Raw genomic sequence first — 19,642 nt, 5'->3', positions numbered from 1 at the left:
GGAAACAGGGGCTTCGTTCATGGTCATTATTGGATCGGAACGTTCGCCTTGCGGAATTTCTCAACCTCTTCCGTCAGCTTATCATTCTGATCGGCAAGCAGATTCATGAACTTCTGCAGCGTAGTCAGATAAGGGCTGGACTTGGTATCGTTCCACTTCAGAATCAACCCGTAGCCTTTCTTGGCATTTGGCTGGATGACCTTCGTGTCATAGTCGAACAGCGGGGTGTTGTTAACGCCGTAGAACGTGAGGATTTTGTAGCTCTGGAACAGCTGTTTCACTTGGGCGATCCGGTTGGAGGACGGGAATTGTTTCACGAAACGTTCTTGAGACAGCGCTCGATTAACCAATTCCTGATATCCGATCATGAGTCCGGCGTCCTTAACGCTCGCTTTCTCCGATTCGACCGTCATAATGTCCATATAAGCTTTGATATCGTCGGTTACATAAGGATTAAATTTCTGCAGAGCGGCGTACCGTACGACCGGGAAGTAGAAGCCTTCAGCCGTTTCCAGCTTGAAACCGCTGTCCGCCGCTTCCTGCAGCAGTGCTTTCAACGATTTATCGTTGGTGCGTTTGATGACATCGGCGAAGCTGTCGCCAATTTTGTACACCTTGTTGATCTGAGTCTGTACCGATGTTTTTCCGATCCGGTCGACCATAGACGGGAGAGCCTTCTTCACCGCATTTTCTAAATGCAGCACCAGGATCATAGCCTGATACTTGGTCACTTCATCGATATGCTCGTTCAAATAGCTGAACGCCTTCGGCAGTTTGCCTTGCTTGAGCAGCGCCTCATATTGATTGATGACTTTGTCCGCTGACGTACTGTTGACTGCAGCTGTCTGATTGAAGGACCCCTGTGGCTGAGCGGACTCTGTGCCGGCCGCGGCGGCGGGGCCGGCTTGAAGCGTAAACGTTAGTGCCGCAAGTGCAGCCAAGGCAAAGGATTTGGGACGCAAAGGAATGGTTTTCATCGTGGAATCTCCTCCATTAAGCAAGAATGATTGTTGTATCTTGAACTACGTTCATATTACCCGATAGTTGTTTCCATATAATCAATACTTGTTTCAAACCTGCAAACAATCATAAACGAATTCCATCAAATGGATGATTAGTGTTTTCTTATAATTGGCTTGTCACCTCCGCAGGCATGCTATACTTTCCCCATCAACCAGAGGAGGCTACATCAAGAATGAAATTCATCACGATCCGCAAAATGATCCTGAGCGCCGCTTGCTTAAGTGTCGTATTATCTGCCACTATTACTTCTGCTCAGCCTGTCCAAGCGGCAACCGCAAGTGTACAAGCATCCAAAACTTCCGCACAGAAAGCCAATGCAGTTGTGTCCTATGCGCAATCGCTTAAAGGCAAAGTGAAGTATAAATTTGGCGTGAACAATCCTTCGAAGCTGATTTTCGACTGCTCTTCCTTCACGAAATTCGTGTTTGCCAAGCAAGGCGTTAATCTCAAATGGGGATCCGTCGCGCAAAGCAAGCAAGGCAAGTACGTCAGCAAGAGCAATCTGAAAAAAGGCGACCTGATCTTCTTTAGCGTAAGCAAGCCCGGACGTATCAATCATGTCGGGATCTACATGGGGAACGGAAAGTTCATACATAACACCACGGGAAAAAACGTCAATGGTGTTGTGATTAGCAATCTGTCGAGCTATTCGAAGCGCTACATTACCGCACGCCGCGTCCTTTAATATAGAAGAAACGCAAAACCTTGCTCGCTTGTTGAGCAAGGTTTTTTCTGCTTGAATCCATTGCTGAGCACAAGGAAGTTCTGGCTGAATCCAACATAATGTTGGCGGGATCGGCTATATACATTCTCTAATTGCAAGCTTCCGGTACGGTATACTGATAGAGCAGGCTTTAGCTACTCGCTTCTTGAAGATGATAATGTGCTTATTATCAATCCATTCACACAGGAGGATCCCAATGAGCGGACAACCGAATATATTGTTGATCATGTGCGATCAATTGCGGGCGGATGTGCTGGAATGTTACGGGAATGAGTTCGTGCATACGCCTAATATCCGCAGACTCGCCGAGAGCGGCATATGCTTCGACCGGGCTTACAGCCAGACCCCGGTATGCGTGCCGGCGCGGCATGGACTCCTTGCAGGGGTTAATCCGTTCGAGCTCGGACTTGTCGATAACAGCTTGGATTTCAACGAAATCCGCCATCCGCTGCCCGAACGGGTACGCAGCGAAGGATACGCTACCTACGCGGTAGGCAAGATGCATTTTCACCCGGTCCGGAAGCATTATGGATTTGACCGCATGCTGCTCTCGGAGGAGATCGCATCTCATATTCAAGACGATGATTATTTGCTCTATCTTCGCGAGAACGGTTACGGACATGTAATTGAACCGCATGGGAAGCGCAGCGAGAATTATTATGTGCCGCAGAAGTCCGAGCTTCCGGAAGAACTGCACTCGACGGCTTGGACGGCTGCTCGGACTTGCGAGCTGATCCGCAGCAACCGGAACCGCCCGTTCTTCATTTTCACATCCTTCATCAAGCCCCATCCGCCGTTCGATCCCTGCAGTCCGTATGACCGGATGTATCCGGAGTCGGAGATTCCTATGCCGGTGCGCCAAGAATCGGAGAAGAATCCGGACGATTATTCCATCTGGATACAGAACGACTATAAGGTTAATGGGATCGATCGTGTCAGCGATGACGATATCCGGAGAATACGTTCGCATTATTACGGTTCCATATCGCAAATCGATAAGCAAATTGGCTTGATTCTGGATACGCTCGAGGATACCGGGCTGCGCGACAATACGTTAATCGTGTTTACGGCTGATCATGGTGAAATGCTCGGCGATCATTATGCGTTCGGTAAGCGGACCTATTACGAAGCTTCGACGCGAATTCCGATGATCGTAAGCCAGCCGAATAAATGGCCGCAAGGGGAACGCAGAGATCAGCTTTGTATGCTTCAAGACGTGTATGCGACCATAATTGTTGCGTCTGGTGGAGCAGTTCCTCCCGAGTCTTCGGGCAAGGATTTGGCGGCGGTCGGTCATGACCCGGCAATATCGATTCGGGAACGGATCATAGCTGAATACGGCAATGGCAGGGCGATGAAGTTCATGCTGCGCTGGGGGGATTTCAAGTACATCTATCATACGAACGGGGAGCGCGAGAGTCTGTTTAATTTAAGGACGGATCCGCTGGAGCTGGAAGATATCGCAGCCGACCAGCGTGAGCTCTGTACGTCGTGCCGCCAGCAGCTTGTCGACTATTACATAGAGTACGCATTCGAAGAAGCGCTCGATGGCGACCGCCTGAGAAGCTATCCGCATGAAATACCGGTTGCGGGAGGGTATCTGAACCAATATCCGGGATGGCCGTCAACGATTGCATAATTCACCTATTCTGGATATAATAAATGCAATTATGATCGAAGGAGACGAACCCATGATTATCAAAGCGTTCGCACAACTTCATCATCACAAGCAGCGTTAGCACACCTGAAATTTTGTTCAGGGGGGCTAGCGCTTATCGCGTTGGCCTCCCTGCCGCATCTGATTGCGCGCGGGACCTGAGGTCCGGCGCGTTTTTTATTTGGCGGGATAAACAAATGGAGGAGTGGCTTGCATGCAGAACGTTAAAGGAACATTCGACTATTGGGGCAGTGAACAGGCGCTGCGCGGCAAGGTGCGGAGGGAGCTCGAAGAGATGTTCGAGCTGTATGATTTTGACGCCATGGAGACGCCGATCCTCAATGAACAGGAGCTGCTGGCATCCAAATATGCGGGCGGCGACGAAATTTTGAAGGAGATGTACCGGCTGACGGACCAAGGCAAGCGGAATCTTGGCTTGCGCTACGATCTTACGATTCCGTTCGCTAAAGTTGTCGCCATGTATCCCGGTTTGGAGCTTCCGTTCAAACGGTATGAAATGGGCAAGGTATTCCGTGACGGTCCGGTGAAAAGGGGGCGGCTGCGTGAATTTACGCAATGTGACGCCGATGTGGTTGGAGTCGGGGGACCCGCTGCGGAAGCGGAGCTTATGCAGCTTGCCGTCGATGTATTTCGCCGGCTGGATATCGGGATCGTCATCCGGTGGAACAACAGGCGTTTTCTGGGAGAACTGTTAGCGCAAGCAGGGGTGCCGGATGAGCAAATGCTGTCCGTGATGCTATCCCTCGATAAGGTGGCGAAGATCGGTATCGAAGGCGTCATGACCGAACTGATGAATCAAGACATAAGCAGGGAAGCTTGCGAAGCCATTAATGCGATGATCAGCCGCGATTCTGTAAGCGGTGCAGCGCTGATGGAGGAATATAGCCTGCAGGGCAGCCAAGGGGCTCGTGAGGTTGCGGCTCTGCAGCTTCTGCTGGAACAGACCGGGTTGGACGGCATCTGTCAATTCGACCCTTTCCTGTCCCGGGGATTATCCTTCTATACGGGTACGGTATATGAGATCTTCGATGCGACGGGTCAGTATACGTCGAGTATGGGCGGCGGAGGGCGTTACGACGCGATTATCGGACAGCTTGTGGGAAGGGAGGATATTACGTACTGCGCGGCTGGCCTGTCATTCGGAATAGAGCCGATTATGGAAATGCTGCTCGAGCGGGATCGGGCAGTCGCAGACCGCACGGTGCTGCTTATTCCCATCGGAGATACAGAGCCTTATGTGCTCAAGACCGCAGCACAGCTGAGGTCGTCCGGAATTCGCGTGCGGATCGATTGGAGCCGCCGCAAATTAAAGAAGTCACTTGCCTCCGCAGCAGCCAGAGGGATGCGATTCGTTCTGCTTCTCGGTGAAGATGAGGCCGTCAAGGGCAGCATCCGGCTGAAGGACATGAAGGAATCGACAGAATTGGAGGTGTCCATAGATGAGTTGTCCGGGATGCTTAAACGTTAGCAGCTGCCGAGCGTCTTTGCCCGGATATAGACACGCAGCGAGGCATACCAGGTTTGGTATTGGGGTGGATCTGGTATGCCGAATGAAGAAGTAAGCCGCTTCCCTTATCTGAGGGTTGAAGAACCGTATTTGCCGATCCGGGCTATTCTAAATTTCGTAATTGTGGAAAAATAGGTTATTGTCATCCTGAAACTTTCGGTGTAGGATATAAGACAAATACGGTAAAAACGTTTTTTGAAAACGCTTAACTTTGAAATTAACGAAAGACAAGGAGTTATTGGCATGAGTTTTACGAATCCAATTCTAACCGGATTTCATCCGGATCCCAGTATTTGCAGAGTCGACGATAATTACTATCTGATCACAAGTACTTGCGAATACTTCCCGGGTGTTCCGATCTATCATAGTAAAGATTTGACGAATTGGCGTCATATCGGCTATTGCCTGTCACGATCCGGATCTGTTCTTCGACAACGATGGCAAAGTGTATTTCTCCAAGCATAACGGACATGATGGCATTGCCATGTGGGAAATCGAGATCGAGACCGGGAAGCTGATCGGTGAAGCGACAAGCTTATGGCGCGGATATGAAGACCGGCAGTGCGAAGCGCCGCATCTGTATGCGATCAACGGCATGTATTATTTGATTACAGCCGAGGGCGGCACCTGGAGAGGGCATATGGTCACCATCGCCCGCAGCAAATTGATTACCGGCCCTTACGAGAGCTGTCCGCACAATCCGATTCTGACGCATCGCTGCCTGATCGGCCATCCCGTCCAAACGGTCGGACACGGTGATTTGGTGCAGGCTCATGACGGTTCATGGTGGATGGTCTTTCTCGCCACACGGACGGTGGGTTACTTGTTCCACCATCTTGGAAGAGAGACGTTCCTCGCTCCCGTCACATGGAGTGAGGACGGATGGCCCATCGTGAACAACGGCGAGCCGATCGAAACTCAGATGGCTGCAGACAGCTTGCCTCCGCATCCATGGCCGGCTGCTCCGATACGCGATGATTTCGCATCCGCCAGCTTCGGCTTGCAATGGAATTTCTTGCGCGGTTATCCAGACGATCGGATTTCGCTAGTGATTACCATTACGAGCAGCTGGCCCATTTTCGGTTTCAGACGGAGTAAAACGTTTTATATGAAATGGGAACCGGAAGAAATGTTATTGAAAACGCTCTTATTTGGTGTTAATATAAGCGGTGTATAGAAATAACTGTATTTAGAGGGAAAATATCCACGCAATACTCTTTTTTATAAAAACGTTTTAATTCCTTTTCGCCTTTCACTCACCCACACGGATACATTCATACTTTCATGACACTTCACCCGCGTAAAGTCACCTGCTCGATAAAGATATACGCTACACTATGTAAGCGGATACAATCGGGGTGATTTACATATCATTTTATTAAGGAGTTGTAACCGCATGAAAGAAGCAAATCATCATGATAGCGCTTACATTTTAATGGCATGGACGTTTTAGAGGGGAAAGTCGGTCAAGTAAAAAGGGGACAAGAAGAAGATAAGAGAAGAGGAGGAACTGCATGACGATGGAATATCAAGCGGGACGATGCCTACAACTGGATGCAACAGGAGTGACGTTAGTATTTCTGCATTAAGTCTGATATTGTACATAGCCAAATGGAAATGGAGCTCGTTTCGAGCAGCAATAATATGATTTCGCATGAAGTTAAAATTGCCTCGATGAACGAAAGAAAGGTACCATGATCGATCTGCTGCTCTCTTCCGGCTTGGCGGATCAGCCGCAGCTAGGCATCCGAAGCAGCGTTACCCTGAATAGGAGGAGAACAACGATGGCACAACCAGTGTATGCCAAACCTGGCACCAAACCCGGCTTTCGGGTTAGCAAACGCATGCTGTGGATCGCCGGTACGCTAGTTATTCTGATCGTCGGATTCTTGCTGTTAAATCGGCCGACTCCGAAAGGAACGCAGTTCCATAGTCCGGTCAGCATGGATACGCTGGAGGAATCGCACTTCAGCGAGGAAAGCCGGATGAACAATGAAATTCCATACGGGCGTGTGCTGGCAAGCTATGCCAAGAGCAATTATTCCGATTATGACGGCGAGCCGGTCAGCGTTGCGATTCAGCAGTTCAGCGCCTCGTCCGGCACCGTTACGAAAGTGAACGAGCTGGGTAAAGAGGCCGTTGCAACGGATGGCTTGGAGAGCTGGGTAGAGTGGACGGTCGATGTGCCCGTCAGCGCGATGTACCAGATGGACCTGGAATATTTGCCTCTCGATGGAAAGAAATCGAGCGTGCAGCGCTCCCTGCTTATCGATGGCAAGCGCCCGTTCGAGGAAGCCTCGATCTTCACCTTCCAACGTTATTGGAAAGAAACCGGCGAGCTTAAGTTCGATAATGAAGGCAATCAAATCCGGGGCGTGCAGGAGGAAGTGCGCGAGTGGCGGATCAGACCGATGGAGCAAACGGAGAAATTTTACCGGGAGCCATATCGATTCTACTTGGAGAAAGGAACGCACACGGTCCGGCTGACGGACGTACGCGAGCCGATGGCCATTGCCTCACTCAGTTTGAAGAAGCCCGTACAATTGCCCGATTATGCATCCGTTCAGAAGACATACGAGCAGAAAGGGTATACCGACTCCGATGCCGATGTCATTCATGTTCAGAGTGAGATTCCGAAGGAAGCCTCCGAGCTGTCGCTTCGCGCGGAATGGAATGACGACTATCACTCGGAACCCAAATCGGTCATGAAAACCCGTTATAATGTGCTCGGCGGAGGCAGATGGAAGACGGGCGGGCAGACGGTTTCATGGGAATTCGAGGTGCCGAAGGACGGACTTTATGAAATCGCTTTCCGGTATGCCACGCCGGTTCACAATCAGGTGCCGCATCGGACAATCCGAATTGACGGAGAGATTCCGTTCCAAGAGATGGAAGAGTATGCGTTCCCCTACATTCGCGGATGGCATGCGGATTCCTTGATGGACAAGGACAATAAACCTTACAAATTCTATCTGACGAAAGGCAAGCATGTAATCAGCTTGACGACGACCATCGGGGCGATCCGTCAGGCGATTACGAACATCAACGACTCGCTCGGCGATATCTCGCTACTTAGTTCGCAGGTTGTGAAAGTGACCGCATCCTCTAAAGACGCGAATGGCAAAATTACGGTCGACCGCAACCAGGACTGGAATTTGGAGAGGATCATTCCCGATGTGAAGGAACGCCTGCAGACGTCGATTGACGTATACGAACAGAGCTATGAGCAATTGAGGGAAGTCAATGGCGGCATAATGCCTTCCTTCGGCCAGCCCCTGCAAACGGCGATCAGCTTATACAAAGGCATGCTGGAAGATACGGAGACCATTCCTTATAAGCTTAACGAGCTCGGCACTGTCCAAGGCGCGCTCGGGAATGCGATCGAAAGCATGAAGGAGCAGCAGCTCTTCGTCGATTATATGGTCGTTGCACCGTCTGGAACGGAATTGCCGATCGTAAATTCGACCTTTGCCCAGAGCATGGGCTCCAATCTGCAGCGCTTCGTCGCTTCCTTCAGAGACAAGGATTCGATCGGTATCGATGGCAACGATAAGGTGCTTAAGGTTTGGGTCGCACGCGGACGCGAATGGGTGGATATTATCAAAACGCTCGTTCTGGAGGACTTTACGCCTCGTACCGGCATTAAAGTGGAAATCAACACCGTTCCGCTCGCTTCCGAGCATTTGCTGCTGCTAGCTTATACAGGCGGCAAGGCGCCGGACGTAATGCTGGGCGTTGCGCAAGGCATTCCGGTTGAATTCTCCATCCGGGGAGCGATTATCGACCTGAATACATTCCCGGATGCGAAGGATGTATCGAAGCGTTTCGTCGATCAATCGTTGGTACCTCTTGAATATAACGAAGGCTTATACGCGCTGCCGGAGACCCTTGACTTCAGCTTGTTGTTCTACCGGACGGACGTGCTGGAGCGTATCGGGGCTGAAGTGCCTCAGACCTGGCAGGATGTCTACACGCTGCTGCCAAAGCTGCAGGAGGAAGGGATGGAGTTCTATTATCCGGCAGGAGTAGGAGGCTATACGCCTTTCTTATTCCAGAACGGGGGCATGTTCTATACGGCTGACGGTTTGAAGTCCGCATTGAACGAACCGCAGGCGCTTACAGGCTTTAAGAACTGGACCAATCTGTACAACAACTATAAACTGCCGCTTCAGGCGGACTTCTATCAACGATTCCGCAACGGCGAGATGCCGATCGGGGTAGGCAACTACGATTTCTATGTCAGGCTCGCGACCTCTGCGCCGGAATTGAACGGACGGTGGAAGATGGTTCCGATGCCGGGCGTGAAGAATGCGGACGGCGTGATCGACCGCAGTGCATCCGGTTCCGGATCGGCTACGACGGCATTGATGATGGAATCCACGAAGCATAAAGACGAAGCCTGGGAATTCATGAAGTGGTGGACTTCCGAAGAGATGCAAGTCCGTTACGGCTCCGAAGTGGAGAGTCTTCTGGGCGTCGGTTCAAGATGGAACAGCGCCAACCTCGAAGCGGTCAAAGGAATGTCATGGAGCCGGGAACAGCTAACGGCCATCACGGATCAATGGAAGTGGCTGAAGGAGCAGCCGGTCGTATTGGGCGGTTATTATACGGCGCGTCACTTGACTAATGCCTGGAACAAAGCGGTTCTGCTCGGTAAGAATGAGCGGATTGCGCTTGAAGATGCTGTCAAAGAGATCAATAAGGAACTGGTCCGCAAACAAGATGAGTTTAACGTTACTCATTCCGGTAAGCAGAATAGTGCAGGGTCGAAAGATCAAACCGCGGAAGGAGAACAACGGCCATGATAGCTTACCGATTCAAAAATCTGATGAAGGAAGTGTGGAGATGGCGGGTGTCGTACCTGCTTCTCTCCCCGTTCTTCATTTTATTCGCCTTGTTTATCGTCATTCCAACCGTTACATCGACAGCGCTTAGCTTCACGTACTATAACATCCTGCAGCCGCCGCATTGGGTAGGCTGGCAAAATTTCAAAACGCTTCTGGTCGATGACGAAATATTCATCACCTCATTGATGAACACCTTGTATTTTGCGTTAATCACGGGACCGGTCGGTTACGTGCTTGCCTTCTTGTTTGCATGGCTGATCCATCAAATCCCGAAGCGCTTCCGCACGTTCTATACGACGATTTTCTATGTACCGTCGTTGACGAGCGGAGTCGCGATGGCCGTCGTATGGCTCGTATTGTTCGCTAATGACAGCTATGGTTATTTGAACAGCTTCCTGATCCAAGCAGGGGTCATCGATGAACCGATCCAGTGGCTTCAGAACATTAAGTATATTATGCCGGTTATCATTATTATTTCTCTCTGGATGAGCTTAGGGACGGGCTTTCTCGCCTTCCTGGCCGGATTCGAGACCATCAACACGGAATTATATGATGCAGGAAAAGTCGATGGAATAAGGTCCAGATTCCAGGAATTATGGTACATCACAATTCCTGCAATGAAACCTCAGATGCTATTCGGGGCCATCCTCTCCGTCGTCGGCTCGTTCAAGGTGGGCGAGATCAGCAAGGCGGTTGCCGGATTTCCGAGTCCGCTCTATGCCGGCCATACGGTGGTGCTTCACTTGCAGGACTATGCCGTACTCCGGTACGAGATGGGCTATGCCGCTGCAATCTCTGTCGTGCTTTTTATCTTGATCTACGGAATTGGAAAACTGTGCTTTGCGGTTTTCTCTTCGAAAGGAGAGTAGCGGATGCTCAAGAAAAGGTTCAAATTCAAGAAAGATTACAGCCTCTTCTTCATTATATTGTTCCTGTCCGGGCTGGGGCTGTTCATGATGCTTCCGCTTGTCTTCTTGGTAAGCACGGCGTTTAAGCCATCGGAGGAGCTGTTCATTTATCCACCGCGTTTCTTTGTGGAGAATCCGACGCTGCAGAACTTTAAAGACTTGTTTCTCGCGATGGCGGGGGATCAGATTCCGCTCTCGCGGTACTTCTTCAACAGTCTGCTCGTCAGCGGAATTACGGTATTCTTCACCGTATTGCTTGGTTCTCTGGCGTGCTACCCGTTATCCAAGCATAAATTTCCCGGCAAAGACCAAATTTTCGGCTTGATCATCGTTTCTCTCATGTTCGCGCCGGAGGTCGTTGAAATTCCCAGGTATTTGGTCGTCTCGTACCTGGGCTTAATGGACACCTACAGTGCGTTAATCCTGCCTTCGCTGGCATTCCCGATCGGATTGTTTCTCATGAAGCAGTTCATGGACCAGGTTCCCGACGAAATCTTCGAAGCAGGGCGGATTGACGGTGCGAGCGAGTGGACCATGATGTGGCGTCTTGCGCTGCCGCTCATTCGTCCGGCTTGGGCGACCGTTGTCATCCTCGCGTTCACGGCTGTCTGGAATGACGCGGGTTCTTCGGCATTGTTCACGCAGTCGGAAGAGATGAAGACGCTTCCATATTATTTGTCCACCGTCAACGGTCAAGGCGTAGCGAGGGCAGGCGCCAATGCAGCGGCGACCTTTATACTGACCGTACCGACCGTGCTTATCTTTATCTTGTTTCAGCGTCAAGTGTTGTCGACGATGGCCCACTCGGGCATCAAATCCTAGGCTTACGCTTACGAAGTAAGTTTTGCTCGATTTCGCTTCTTCGTAGCGATGAGCGCCCAAAACTTTTAGGAGGGCGGAATATGCATCAGCTGATTCGAAAAATCGCGTTTTCGTCCATCGTCGCCATAATTGCCGCTGCAGTGATCCTGCCGGCTGCGGCGCTGGCCAAGACACCATATCCGAACTACTATATCAGCCCGGACAATTTCTACTTGAAGGTGCCGGCACCTTATGTTCCGGATGGGTTCATCTCGCTCGACGATCAGCCCGAGGGGGGCTTGAAGAAAGCGCAGGATATTTTCATCGATCATAATAATCATCTATACATTGCGGATACCGAGAACAAGCGAGTCGTCAAGATGGATAACAACGGGAAAGTGCTGAAGCTATTCGGCGTTTCGGAGAATGCATCCGATCCTGGCGTTCTATCCTCGCCAAGGGGCGTGTTCGTCGATGAAGAAGGCATGGTCTTCGTTGCCGACACCGGCAAGGAACGTATCGTGCAGTACGACGAAGACGGCAAGTATATCAAAGAATTTGGTAAGCCTGATTCTGTCCTGCTGGGCGCCGATTTCAAATACCAGCCGACCAAGATCGTCGTCGATTCCCGCAAATACTTCTACGTGGTCAACCAAGGCGACCAGAAGGGATTGATGATGCTGGACTCGGAAGGCGGGTTCCGCGGTTACTTTGGCGGAAACCGGGTCGAGGCTACCTTCGCGACGACGCTGATCCGGCTCTTGTACAACAAGGAGCAGCGGGCAGGGTCATACGTGAAGCTTCCCTACTCGTTTAACAATGTCTCGATCTCGCCTGATGGTTATGTCTATGCTTCGACAACCGGTCTCAGCAGCAATCAGATTCGCAAGCTGAACGCCGTGGGCGGGGATGTGTATCCGGCGGCGGGTTACAATTTCAAAGACCGGTCGTTCAACTACGACAGCCTGCAGCAGAATTTCACGGACGTTACGGTAGATGCCGATGGAAACATGACGATTATCGATAAATCGTATGGCCGGATGTATCAATACGATGTTTCGGGCCGTATGCTCTACGCGTTCGGAAGCAACGGAATCGGCAAGGGGCTGTTCGGCGTCGTATCCTCGTTAAGCGTAGATAGCAATGGTTATTTATATGCGCTGGATGAGCTTCGCGGCGGCATACATAAGTTTCGGCCGACGGAATTTACCAAGCTGGTTCATAAGGCGAACAGCTTCTACAATGAAGGGAAATACGAGGAATCGTTCGGGCCTTGGGAAGAAGTGCGCAAACGCAACAATTTCTACGAGCTTGCCCTTGTCGCCATGGGACAGACCAATTTGCGTCAGGAAGAATATGCGCAAGCGATGGATTATTTCAAGAATGCCTACGATAAAGCCGGTTACTCGGATGCATTCTACGAATTCAGGCGTCTCTATGTGAAGGAGAACTTTGATTTCATCGCGACTACCGTTGTCGTTGTACTTGTCGCAATCTTCATTCTATTCCGATTCCGCAGCAGAATGAAGTGGCGGCTAACCGATAGAACCAAGCAGCTCGCGGTATTGCGAGCGTGGCTTGCAGTTTGGAGGTTCATTAAGCTTGCGTTCCGGGTCATGACCAAGCCGTTCCTTGGATTCGAAGAACTCCGATACGAGGATAAAGGCCGCTGGAAGCATGCGTTCATCCTGATCGGGCTCTATGTCGGCGCCAATATCCTGAACATATTTATCGTGAGCTATCTGTACGAATCCATTCCGATTCAATTTGTCGACTGGCAGCAGGTGATTCTGTTCCCATTCTTGTATTGGGTGATATTCAGTACGGTGAACTACATGCTGACTACGATTATGGGCGGGGAAGGCCGATGGCGGGATGTATTTATTGCAACGGCATATGTGTTCACGCCATATATCTTCTTCTCGGTGCCGCTTACGCTGCTGACTCATATTTTGACGTTCAAGGAAGCCAGATTCTATGATTTATTCAGCTTGGTGCTGGTGATCTGGATGGTCTTCCTGTTCTATGTCAACGTAAGAGAAACGCACAGCTATGAAACCGGGCAGGCCATCGGCATTACGCTGCTTACCGGTATCGGCAGTGTAATTCTAGTCGGTCTTTATCTGGTGCTGTATGGCCTGGGGCTGAACGTTATTGATTTTGTAGAACAAGTTGCGAGGGAGGCGTTCTTCGTTGGCTCATAAATGGATAACTCCCAAGCGTATCGGGAATCTCATCAAGATCATCGTCGCCCTGATTCTGATCGGCTGGTTTATATGGTGGATCAAGCCGACAGGGGAGCTTGATTTGGATTTTTCCGCCGGTAAAAAAAACTCGTATACTCCAGCTGCAAAATCCGATGGAGGCGAGCTGCCTCTAACCGGCGGCATGAAAGTAATAGCGGATGACGGCAAGCTGGAATTGTCCGCCGATTTGGAAAAGCAGCTGTTCGCGATCCGCGACAAGCAAGCCGACGTCGTGTGGACCAGCAGCCCGGATGTGACCGGCGATACGAAAATTAACGAGATTACCGGCACTATGGTCGCTTCGCCGTTCATCTTCTCCTATACGAATAATCAGAAGGAAGCGGTAACTTCCAGTGTGCTGAAGGAAAAAGCGGCATGGAAAGCGTACGCCATTCCTGGCGGTATACAGATCAAGTACGATATCAAAAGCTTGAAAATCGCCTTTACGGCGGAATTCGTCCTGGAGAACGGAGGGTTCTACGTCAAGCTGCCGGTTGAGGAAATCGTAGAGAAGGATAATAACAAGCTTGTCTCGATTCAACCGCTGCCCAATTTCGGCGCCGCCAGACAAGGCGACGACGGCTACATCATCGTACCGGACGGAACGGGAGCGCTGACGTATTTCAACAAATCGCATACCCAGAACGATAAACGCGGGTATTCCCAGTGGATCTATGGCGTGGATCCTACGTTCGACCCGAATTACGGACCTAACAACAATGAACAAGTTCTGCTTCCGATTGTAGGGATGGTCAAGAAGGATGGCGGTTACCTGCAAACATTGGAGAAGGGCGCGGAAGATGCCAAAGTGTTCGCGCTTCCTCCAGGGGCATCGAATCTGGAATACTACCGGGGCGGATTTGAATTGTATATCCGCAAGAATTATGTCACGCGGTTCGGAGAGGTCGGCGCCTCATTCAACCGTTACGAGAAATCGGCGATTATGACCGATCGTTCCGTACGATATGATTTTGTTTCCGGTCCGAATGTGACCTACACGGAATTAGCGGATTACGTCAGTGAACGTTTCATGCCGATTATGCCGAAGAACAAAGCGTCCAATCCTCCGCTGATCCAAATCTTTCACGGGGTGGAGAGCAGGGGAGACAGCTACTCCAAACGGCTGGAGACGATGACCACCTTCGATGAGGCGCGTATGATCCTCGAGAAGCTGCAGAGTGAAGGCATGAACAGTCTGATTGCAGAGCTGAAAGGATGGTACCGGAACGGCTATTACGGCAACCTTCCTAAGCGGTTCCCGGTAGAAGGCGATTTCGGCGGCGAGAAGGGACTGCGGGAATTGATCAGCTGGACCAAGGAGAAGGGCATCGAAACGTCACTCGAGGATAACCTGATCGAAGTGTTCCGCGGAGAGAAGGTTGTAAGCTTGCGAACCGATACGGTACGCAAGCCGGATAGCGAGCAGTATGTTATGCGGCCTGAAGGACCGACGGGGTGGTATCGCTGGAGTACGCAGCGGCACTGGCTCAATCCGTATGTCATCGATCAGGACTACTTCCAAGACGATCTTGATAAGCTGAAGGATATGGGGGTGACCGGCGTCAATTATCGCCAGCTTGGCGAGAAGCTCAATAGCGACTACAATTCGCACGGGCCGCTGCGACGCGGAGAAACGAGAGAGTTCTTCGAACGCTGGATCGGGAAGGCCAAGGAACAGCTCGGAAGTGCGGGTGTTTATTATGGGAATGCTTTCGCAGCCAAAGCGGCGGATCGGGTACTCGATATCCCGCTTAGCACGTCCAATGATTATATGCTGGATGTGCAGATTCCACTGCTGCAAATCATCTACCACGGCAAGCGTCCGTACTATTCGAAAGCGATTAACCGGAGCGATGACCCCACGCTCGAGCTGCTGAAGACCATTGAGTATGGCGCGATACCATCCTTTGAATTAACGTTCCGGGAGACGACCCAGCTCAGGTACACGGACTATGACCTCTTGTTTAGCTCCAAGTATACGGATTGGCTTCCCACGATAAAAAAAGCGTATGCGGCGTGGGAGGAAGCGATTGCTCCAATGGAAGGATTGGCAATCACCAATCATAAGATGATCGCAAATGGTGTTTACCGCACGACATATAGTGACGGCACTGAAGTGTGGACGAATTACAATGAACAGACATTCAACGGCGATGGCATGACGGTGAAGCCGCTGGATTACGCGGTTCGCAAGGGCGGAGGTGCCAAATGAGCAAGCGGAAAGGATACAGCCTGGAGCGACGCAAAGTAACGGAAGGCTATTTATTCGTTTCGGTATGGGTCATCGGATTCCTCGCGTTCACGTTGTATCCGTTGTACATGAGCTTGAAGATCAGTATGACGACTGCCAAAATCAGCGATCTTCTGAGCGGCGAGTTCGTAGGCTTATCGCATTACAAAAGAGTATTGACGGACGCGAGCTTCAGTCAGGTTTTCGTGGATCAAATATTGAAATCTCTCATGGATGCCCCGATCATCTCGATCTTCGCGCTGATCGCGGCGGTATTGCTTAACGGAGATATTGTGGGAAAGCGCTATTTCCGCGCGGTCTTCTTCGCTCCGGTGATCATCAGCGGCTTGATGATTCGAATCTTGAACTCGCAGGGGGCTGCGGACTTCTCGATTTTCCAAGAGCTTGGCTCAAGCGCGCTGCTCATCGCCGACTTTATCGGAGAGGATACCTTCGCCCGAATGGGAACCCTGCTCTGGCGAAGCAGCGTAGAGATTCTGATCTTTCTTGCCGGACTCCAGTCGATTCCGCGTTCGCTATATGAAGCGGCGCAAATGGACGGAGCAACGCCGTGGGAATCCTTCTGGAAAATTACATTGCCGACGATCTCGCCGATCGTGCTGCTATCGATTATTTATGCAACGATCGATTCGTTCACGGAACCGGATAATCAGATCATGGGATACATCCGTGACGCCAGCATTGCCAAGATGGATTTCTCCTATGGCGCTGCACTAAGCTGGCTTTACTTCCTGGTTATTCTGCTCATCATCTTAGTCATCTTCTACGTGGGAAGGAGGGTTACTGTCAATGAAGGAACTAAGCATTAAACTCTCTGAAACCACGGGAAAGCTGCAAGAAAACAACGTCGGCAAGCGCTATACGCAGAAAGGCAAGAATCTCGCGCTTAAGATCTTCTCGTATATCGTCCTTGTCGAACTGGGATTCATATTCCTGCTGCCGCTCTTATTTATGGTCAGTACATCGACCAAGTCGTTGTCCGATCTGCTTGATTCCAGCGTCGTCTGGCTGCCGAACGGTGTATATTGGGATAATTTCGTCGTTGCTTACAATAATCTTAATTTTGCGGTTACGCTCAAGAACAGCTTTATGATGGCGATCCTTCCGATGATCGGGCAAGTGCTTTCCTGCGCGATTGCAGGCTACGGCTTGGGGCGCTATCAGTTCCGCGGATCGAAGCTGATCTTTGCTCTTGTGCTGCTGTGTTTGATCATTCCGCCGCAAACGATCATTATTTCGCTTTATTCATTATTTTCGGAGCTGGAATGGATCAACACCTATCTGCCGTTCGTCGTGCCGGCATTCTTCGGCCAAGGATTACGCGGAGCGTTGTTCATGCTCATCTTCACGCAATTTTTCAAGGGACTTCCCAAAGAGCTGGACGAAGCGGCCCGCATTGACGGAGCCGGAGCGATGCGCGTATTTATGACCGTTATGCTGCCTCTGGCCAAACCGGCGATGTTCGTCGTCGCGATGTTCTCGCTCGTATGGAATTGGAATGACAACTACATGGCATCCTTCTTCGTGAATACGCCGGAGATGCGACCGCTTGCGACACAGCTGGATAGTATGAACGGTACGTTCAACATGGGGGGCGGCGTTGAGAACGGGCTTAATGAAGCCGTCATGATGGCAGGCTGTATTCTCGTCGTCTTGCCGCTGTTCATTGTCTACATTCTAGGTCAGCGTTACTTAGTTGAAGGAGTCGAGCGTACAGGGCTGGCTGGAGATTAATTCTACTACAATTAAAAAGATCCGAATCGCCCAGCAGGCGATTCGGATCGATCCTAACGAATGCGACCCAGCTCGCCCGGGGGTCCCGGCCTGTTGCCCCAGCTTCTTCGTCTCGGATGCAGCAGGGCCTGTCCCGTTTAATTCCGAGGACACGGTCGAAATGCTCATCTTGGCCTCATTCGCGATATCTTTTATCGTCGCCATATTCTTAAGCTCGTTGGCGTAAAATATATAGAGAAATTCGAAATCGATCGGCCGCTTTAGTTATAACATGAATGAAAAGGCAATATAACCCTTACAAACTAGAACAAGGAAAATAAAAACGTTTTATATTGATGAATACGGATAATTATGGTAGTATTAGGTGTATAGGTCTGATATTTTTCTTAAATCATAAAATGCAAAGGCTTACATAATACTCGAAGGCCAAAACTATGAAGGGTGGTGGTTTTCGACCAGAGTCGGAGAGGCAATATGCAAAAACGTTTTAATTAGAATTAAGACTGTTTTTACGTATTCATATCATCGAGGAGGGGTAGTACTATGCAAACCATTACTAGAAAAAGTTTATTGATTGCACTTATCGCTATCATTGCTTTCACGCTTGCAGCATGCAGCTCAGGCAACAATGGTAATAAGGGCAACACGACGACACCGCCGGCAAACGATGGGAACAAAACAAATGAACAGAAAGAGCCTGAAGCTGAACCTCCTGTTAAGAAAGATCCTGTAGAGCTGACTGTAGGTTCTTGGGCCAGCGAATCGGAACAGAAATCGGTTGAAGACTGGTTTGCCGCGTTCCAGAAGACTCATCCTCATGTAACCCTCAAATATATAGCCCTTGAAGGCGATCCGGGCGCAACGGCGCTAACGATGGCAGCTTCAGGGAATATGCCGGACGTTGTTTGGCTGGCGGACGGTCATGTCCGTTCGTTCTATGAACAGGGCGTCATCGCTCCGCTTAACGATGCATTCGACCGCATGGGCGTCGATCTGAATGACGTTAACCCGGCGATGATGAGCTATGGCGCAATCGACGGTAATTATTACTTCTCTCCTCGCGATCTTAGCCACATGGTGGTCTTCACCAATAAAACGCTGCTCGAACAAGAAGGTATTCCAATGCCGACGGATGGATGGACATGGGATCAATTCGTTGATATCATCAAACAGGTAACGAAGAAGAACGATGCAGGCGAAACGATGCAATACGGCGTTGATTTTAACTTCAACTGGCTGCCGAACTATATCGCATTTGCCCAAGCCGCGGGCGGCGATTACTTAAACCGTGAGACCATGAAGGTGCAATTCTCCGATCCTAAAGTCATTGAAGGGTTCAACATGTATGCGAATCTGATCAAGGAAGGCTACGCAATCAATCCATTCACACCTTCCCCGAACAACTTCGCCGAGGGTAAAGCCGCATTCTTCTTCCATGTACGACCAGGTGCGAACACCGTTAAAGATTGGGCTAAAGCGAAGAACTTCCAGTGGGATGTCGTTACTCTTCCTGTAACACCAATCAAATATGCAGTCGGTTCCGGGACTTCCGGCTATGCTGCTAACGCGAAATCGAAGCATCTGGAAGAAGCGACGGATTTCGTTGCTTCGCTGCTTACTCCCGAACCGCATAAAGCATTCGGTCTAGCCGGTAACGCTGTACCCGTCTTGAAATCGTTAGTGGGTGATCCGTACTGGAGAAATATTCCTGAGGCCGGCAAGAATGACGATGCCTATGTTGCGCATCCGGAGAACGATGTAGGCCGCGATACGGACGTCCTGCTGCCAGCTGCAGCAGGCTCGAAACTTACGAATCTGCTAGCAGATGCATTCATAAAGTATTTCAACGGGCAAGCTTCGCTTGAGGATGCATTGAAAGTCGTAGACGAACAAACCAATGCGCTAATCAAATAACAATCGCGT

General features: G+C 50.4%; 14 protein-coding genes. 13 read left to right on the top strand and 1 reads right to left on the bottom strand.

Annotated elements, in window-relative coordinates; all coding sequences use genetic code 11:
* Positions 1-26: 26 nt before the first annotated feature.
* Positions 27-977: a hypothetical protein gene (locus L1F29_RS19145; protein ID WP_258383659.1), complete on the bottom strand. Its 951-nt coding sequence runs from the start codon at positions 975-977 to the stop codon at positions 27-29.
* A gap of 218 nt (positions 978-1,195) precedes the next feature.
* On the opposite strand from L1F29_RS19145, the gene L1F29_RS19140 reads away from it, so the two are divergent.
* The 13 genes from L1F29_RS19140 (at position 1,196) to L1F29_RS19075 (ending at position 19,633) form a co-directional block, all read left to right on the top strand.
* Positions 1,196-1,708, top strand: coding sequence for a C40 family peptidase (locus L1F29_RS19140; protein ID WP_258383658.1), 513 nt, complete (start codon positions 1,196-1,198; stop codon positions 1,706-1,708).
* Between the two features lie 235 nt (positions 1,709-1,943).
* Complete coding sequence (locus L1F29_RS19135) at positions 1,944-3,386, top strand: sulfatase-like hydrolase/transferase (RefSeq protein ID WP_258383657.1); 1,443 nt, start codon at positions 1,944-1,946, stop codon at positions 3,384-3,386.
* Positions 3,387-3,618: 232 nt separating this feature from the next.
* Complete coding sequence (locus tag L1F29_RS19130) at positions 3,619-4,893, top strand: histidine--tRNA ligase (protein WP_258383656.1); 1,275 nt, start codon at positions 3,619-3,621, stop codon at positions 4,891-4,893.
* A gap of 282 nt (positions 4,894-5,175) precedes the next feature.
* Entirely contained in the window at positions 5,176-5,397 is a 222-nt protein-coding gene (locus tag L1F29_RS19125; protein ID WP_258383655.1) for a family 43 glycosylhydrolase, read from the top strand.
* Positions 5,378-6,109, top strand: a complete 732-nt coding sequence (locus L1F29_RS19120) for a family 43 glycosylhydrolase (RefSeq protein WP_258383654.1) — start codon at positions 5,378-5,380, stop codon at positions 6,107-6,109. Before L1F29_RS19125 ends, L1F29_RS19120 begins: the two co-directional genes overlap by 20 nt.
* Positions 6,110-6,716: 607 nt before the next feature.
* Positions 6,717-9,737: an extracellular solute-binding protein gene (locus tag L1F29_RS19115; protein WP_258383653.1), complete on the top strand. Its 3,021-nt coding sequence runs from the start codon at positions 6,717-6,719 to the stop codon at positions 9,735-9,737.
* Positions 9,734-10,648, top strand: coding sequence for a carbohydrate ABC transporter permease (locus L1F29_RS19110; RefSeq protein WP_258383652.1), 915 nt, complete (start codon positions 9,734-9,736; stop codon positions 10,646-10,648). The genes L1F29_RS19115 and L1F29_RS19110 overlap by 4 nt, the downstream gene beginning before the upstream one ends.
* A 3-nt stretch (positions 10,649-10,651) precedes the next feature.
* Positions 10,652-11,509, top strand: coding sequence for a carbohydrate ABC transporter permease (locus L1F29_RS19105; protein WP_258383651.1), 858 nt, complete (start codon positions 10,652-10,654; stop codon positions 11,507-11,509).
* Positions 11,510-11,589: 80 nt separating this feature from the next.
* Complete coding sequence (locus L1F29_RS19100; RefSeq protein WP_258383650.1) at positions 11,590-13,692, top strand: YIP1 family protein; 2,103 nt, start codon at positions 11,590-11,592, stop codon at positions 13,690-13,692.
* Positions 13,682-15,946, top strand: a complete 2,265-nt coding sequence (locus L1F29_RS19095; RefSeq protein ID WP_258383649.1) for a DUF5696 domain-containing protein — start codon at positions 13,682-13,684, stop codon at positions 15,944-15,946. Before L1F29_RS19100 ends, L1F29_RS19095 begins: the two co-directional genes overlap by 11 nt.
* On the top strand, positions 15,943-16,794 hold the full coding sequence (locus L1F29_RS19090; RefSeq protein WP_258383648.1) for a carbohydrate ABC transporter permease: 852 nt from the start codon (positions 15,943-15,945) through the stop codon (positions 16,792-16,794). Before L1F29_RS19095 ends, L1F29_RS19090 begins: the two co-directional genes overlap by 4 nt.
* Entirely contained in the window at positions 16,775-17,719 is a 945-nt protein-coding gene (locus L1F29_RS19085; protein ID WP_258383647.1) for a carbohydrate ABC transporter permease, read from the top strand. Before L1F29_RS19090 ends, L1F29_RS19085 begins: the two co-directional genes overlap by 20 nt.
* A gap of 543 nt (positions 17,720-18,262) precedes the next feature.
* Positions 18,263-19,633 (top strand): ABC transporter substrate-binding protein, encoded by a 1,371-nt coding sequence (locus tag L1F29_RS19075; RefSeq protein ID WP_258383646.1) that lies wholly within the window; start codon positions 18,263-18,265, stop codon positions 19,631-19,633.
* Positions 19,634-19,642: the final 9 nt, after the last annotated feature.

The sequence above is a fragment of the Paenibacillus spongiae genome (assembly GCF_024734895.1).
Classification (GTDB): domain Bacteria; phylum Bacillota; class Bacilli; order Paenibacillales; family Paenibacillaceae; genus Paenibacillus_Z; species Paenibacillus_Z spongiae.
This window is presented reverse-complemented; position numbering and strand designations above follow the sequence as displayed.

Excerpts from the sequence above, each read along its gene's own strand:
- L1F29_RS19145 (WP_258383659.1), bottom strand. The coding sequence starts at position 977 with ATGAAAACCATTCCTTTGCGTCCCAAATCCTTTGCCTTGGCTGCACTT.
- L1F29_RS19140 (WP_258383658.1), top strand. The coding sequence starts at position 1,196 with ATGAAATTCATCACGATCCGCAAAATGATCCTGAGCGCCGCTTGCTTA.
- L1F29_RS19135 (WP_258383657.1), top strand. The coding sequence starts at position 1,944 with ATGAGCGGACAACCGAATATATTGTTGATCATGTGCGATCAATTGCGG.
- L1F29_RS19130 (WP_258383656.1), top strand. The coding sequence starts at position 3,619 with ATGCAGAACGTTAAAGGAACATTCGACTATTGGGGCAGTGAACAGGCG.
- L1F29_RS19125 (WP_258383655.1), top strand. The coding sequence starts at position 5,176 with ATGAGTTTTACGAATCCAATTCTAACCGGATTTCATCCGGATCCCAGT.
- L1F29_RS19115 (WP_258383653.1), top strand. The coding sequence starts at position 6,717 with ATGGCACAACCAGTGTATGCCAAACCTGGCACCAAACCCGGCTTTCGG.
- L1F29_RS19110 (WP_258383652.1), top strand. The coding sequence starts at position 9,734 with ATGATAGCTTACCGATTCAAAAATCTGATGAAGGAAGTGTGGAGATGG.
- L1F29_RS19105 (WP_258383651.1), top strand. The coding sequence starts at position 10,652 with ATGCTCAAGAAAAGGTTCAAATTCAAGAAAGATTACAGCCTCTTCTTC.
- L1F29_RS19100 (WP_258383650.1), top strand. The coding sequence starts at position 11,590 with ATGCATCAGCTGATTCGAAAAATCGCGTTTTCGTCCATCGTCGCCATA.
- L1F29_RS19090 (WP_258383648.1), top strand. The coding sequence starts at position 15,943 with ATGAGCAAGCGGAAAGGATACAGCCTGGAGCGACGCAAAGTAACGGAA.
- L1F29_RS19085 (WP_258383647.1), top strand. The coding sequence starts at position 16,775 with ATGAAGGAACTAAGCATTAAACTCTCTGAAACCACGGGAAAGCTGCAA.
- L1F29_RS19075 (WP_258383646.1), top strand. The coding sequence starts at position 18,263 with ATGCAAACCATTACTAGAAAAAGTTTATTGATTGCACTTATCGCTATC.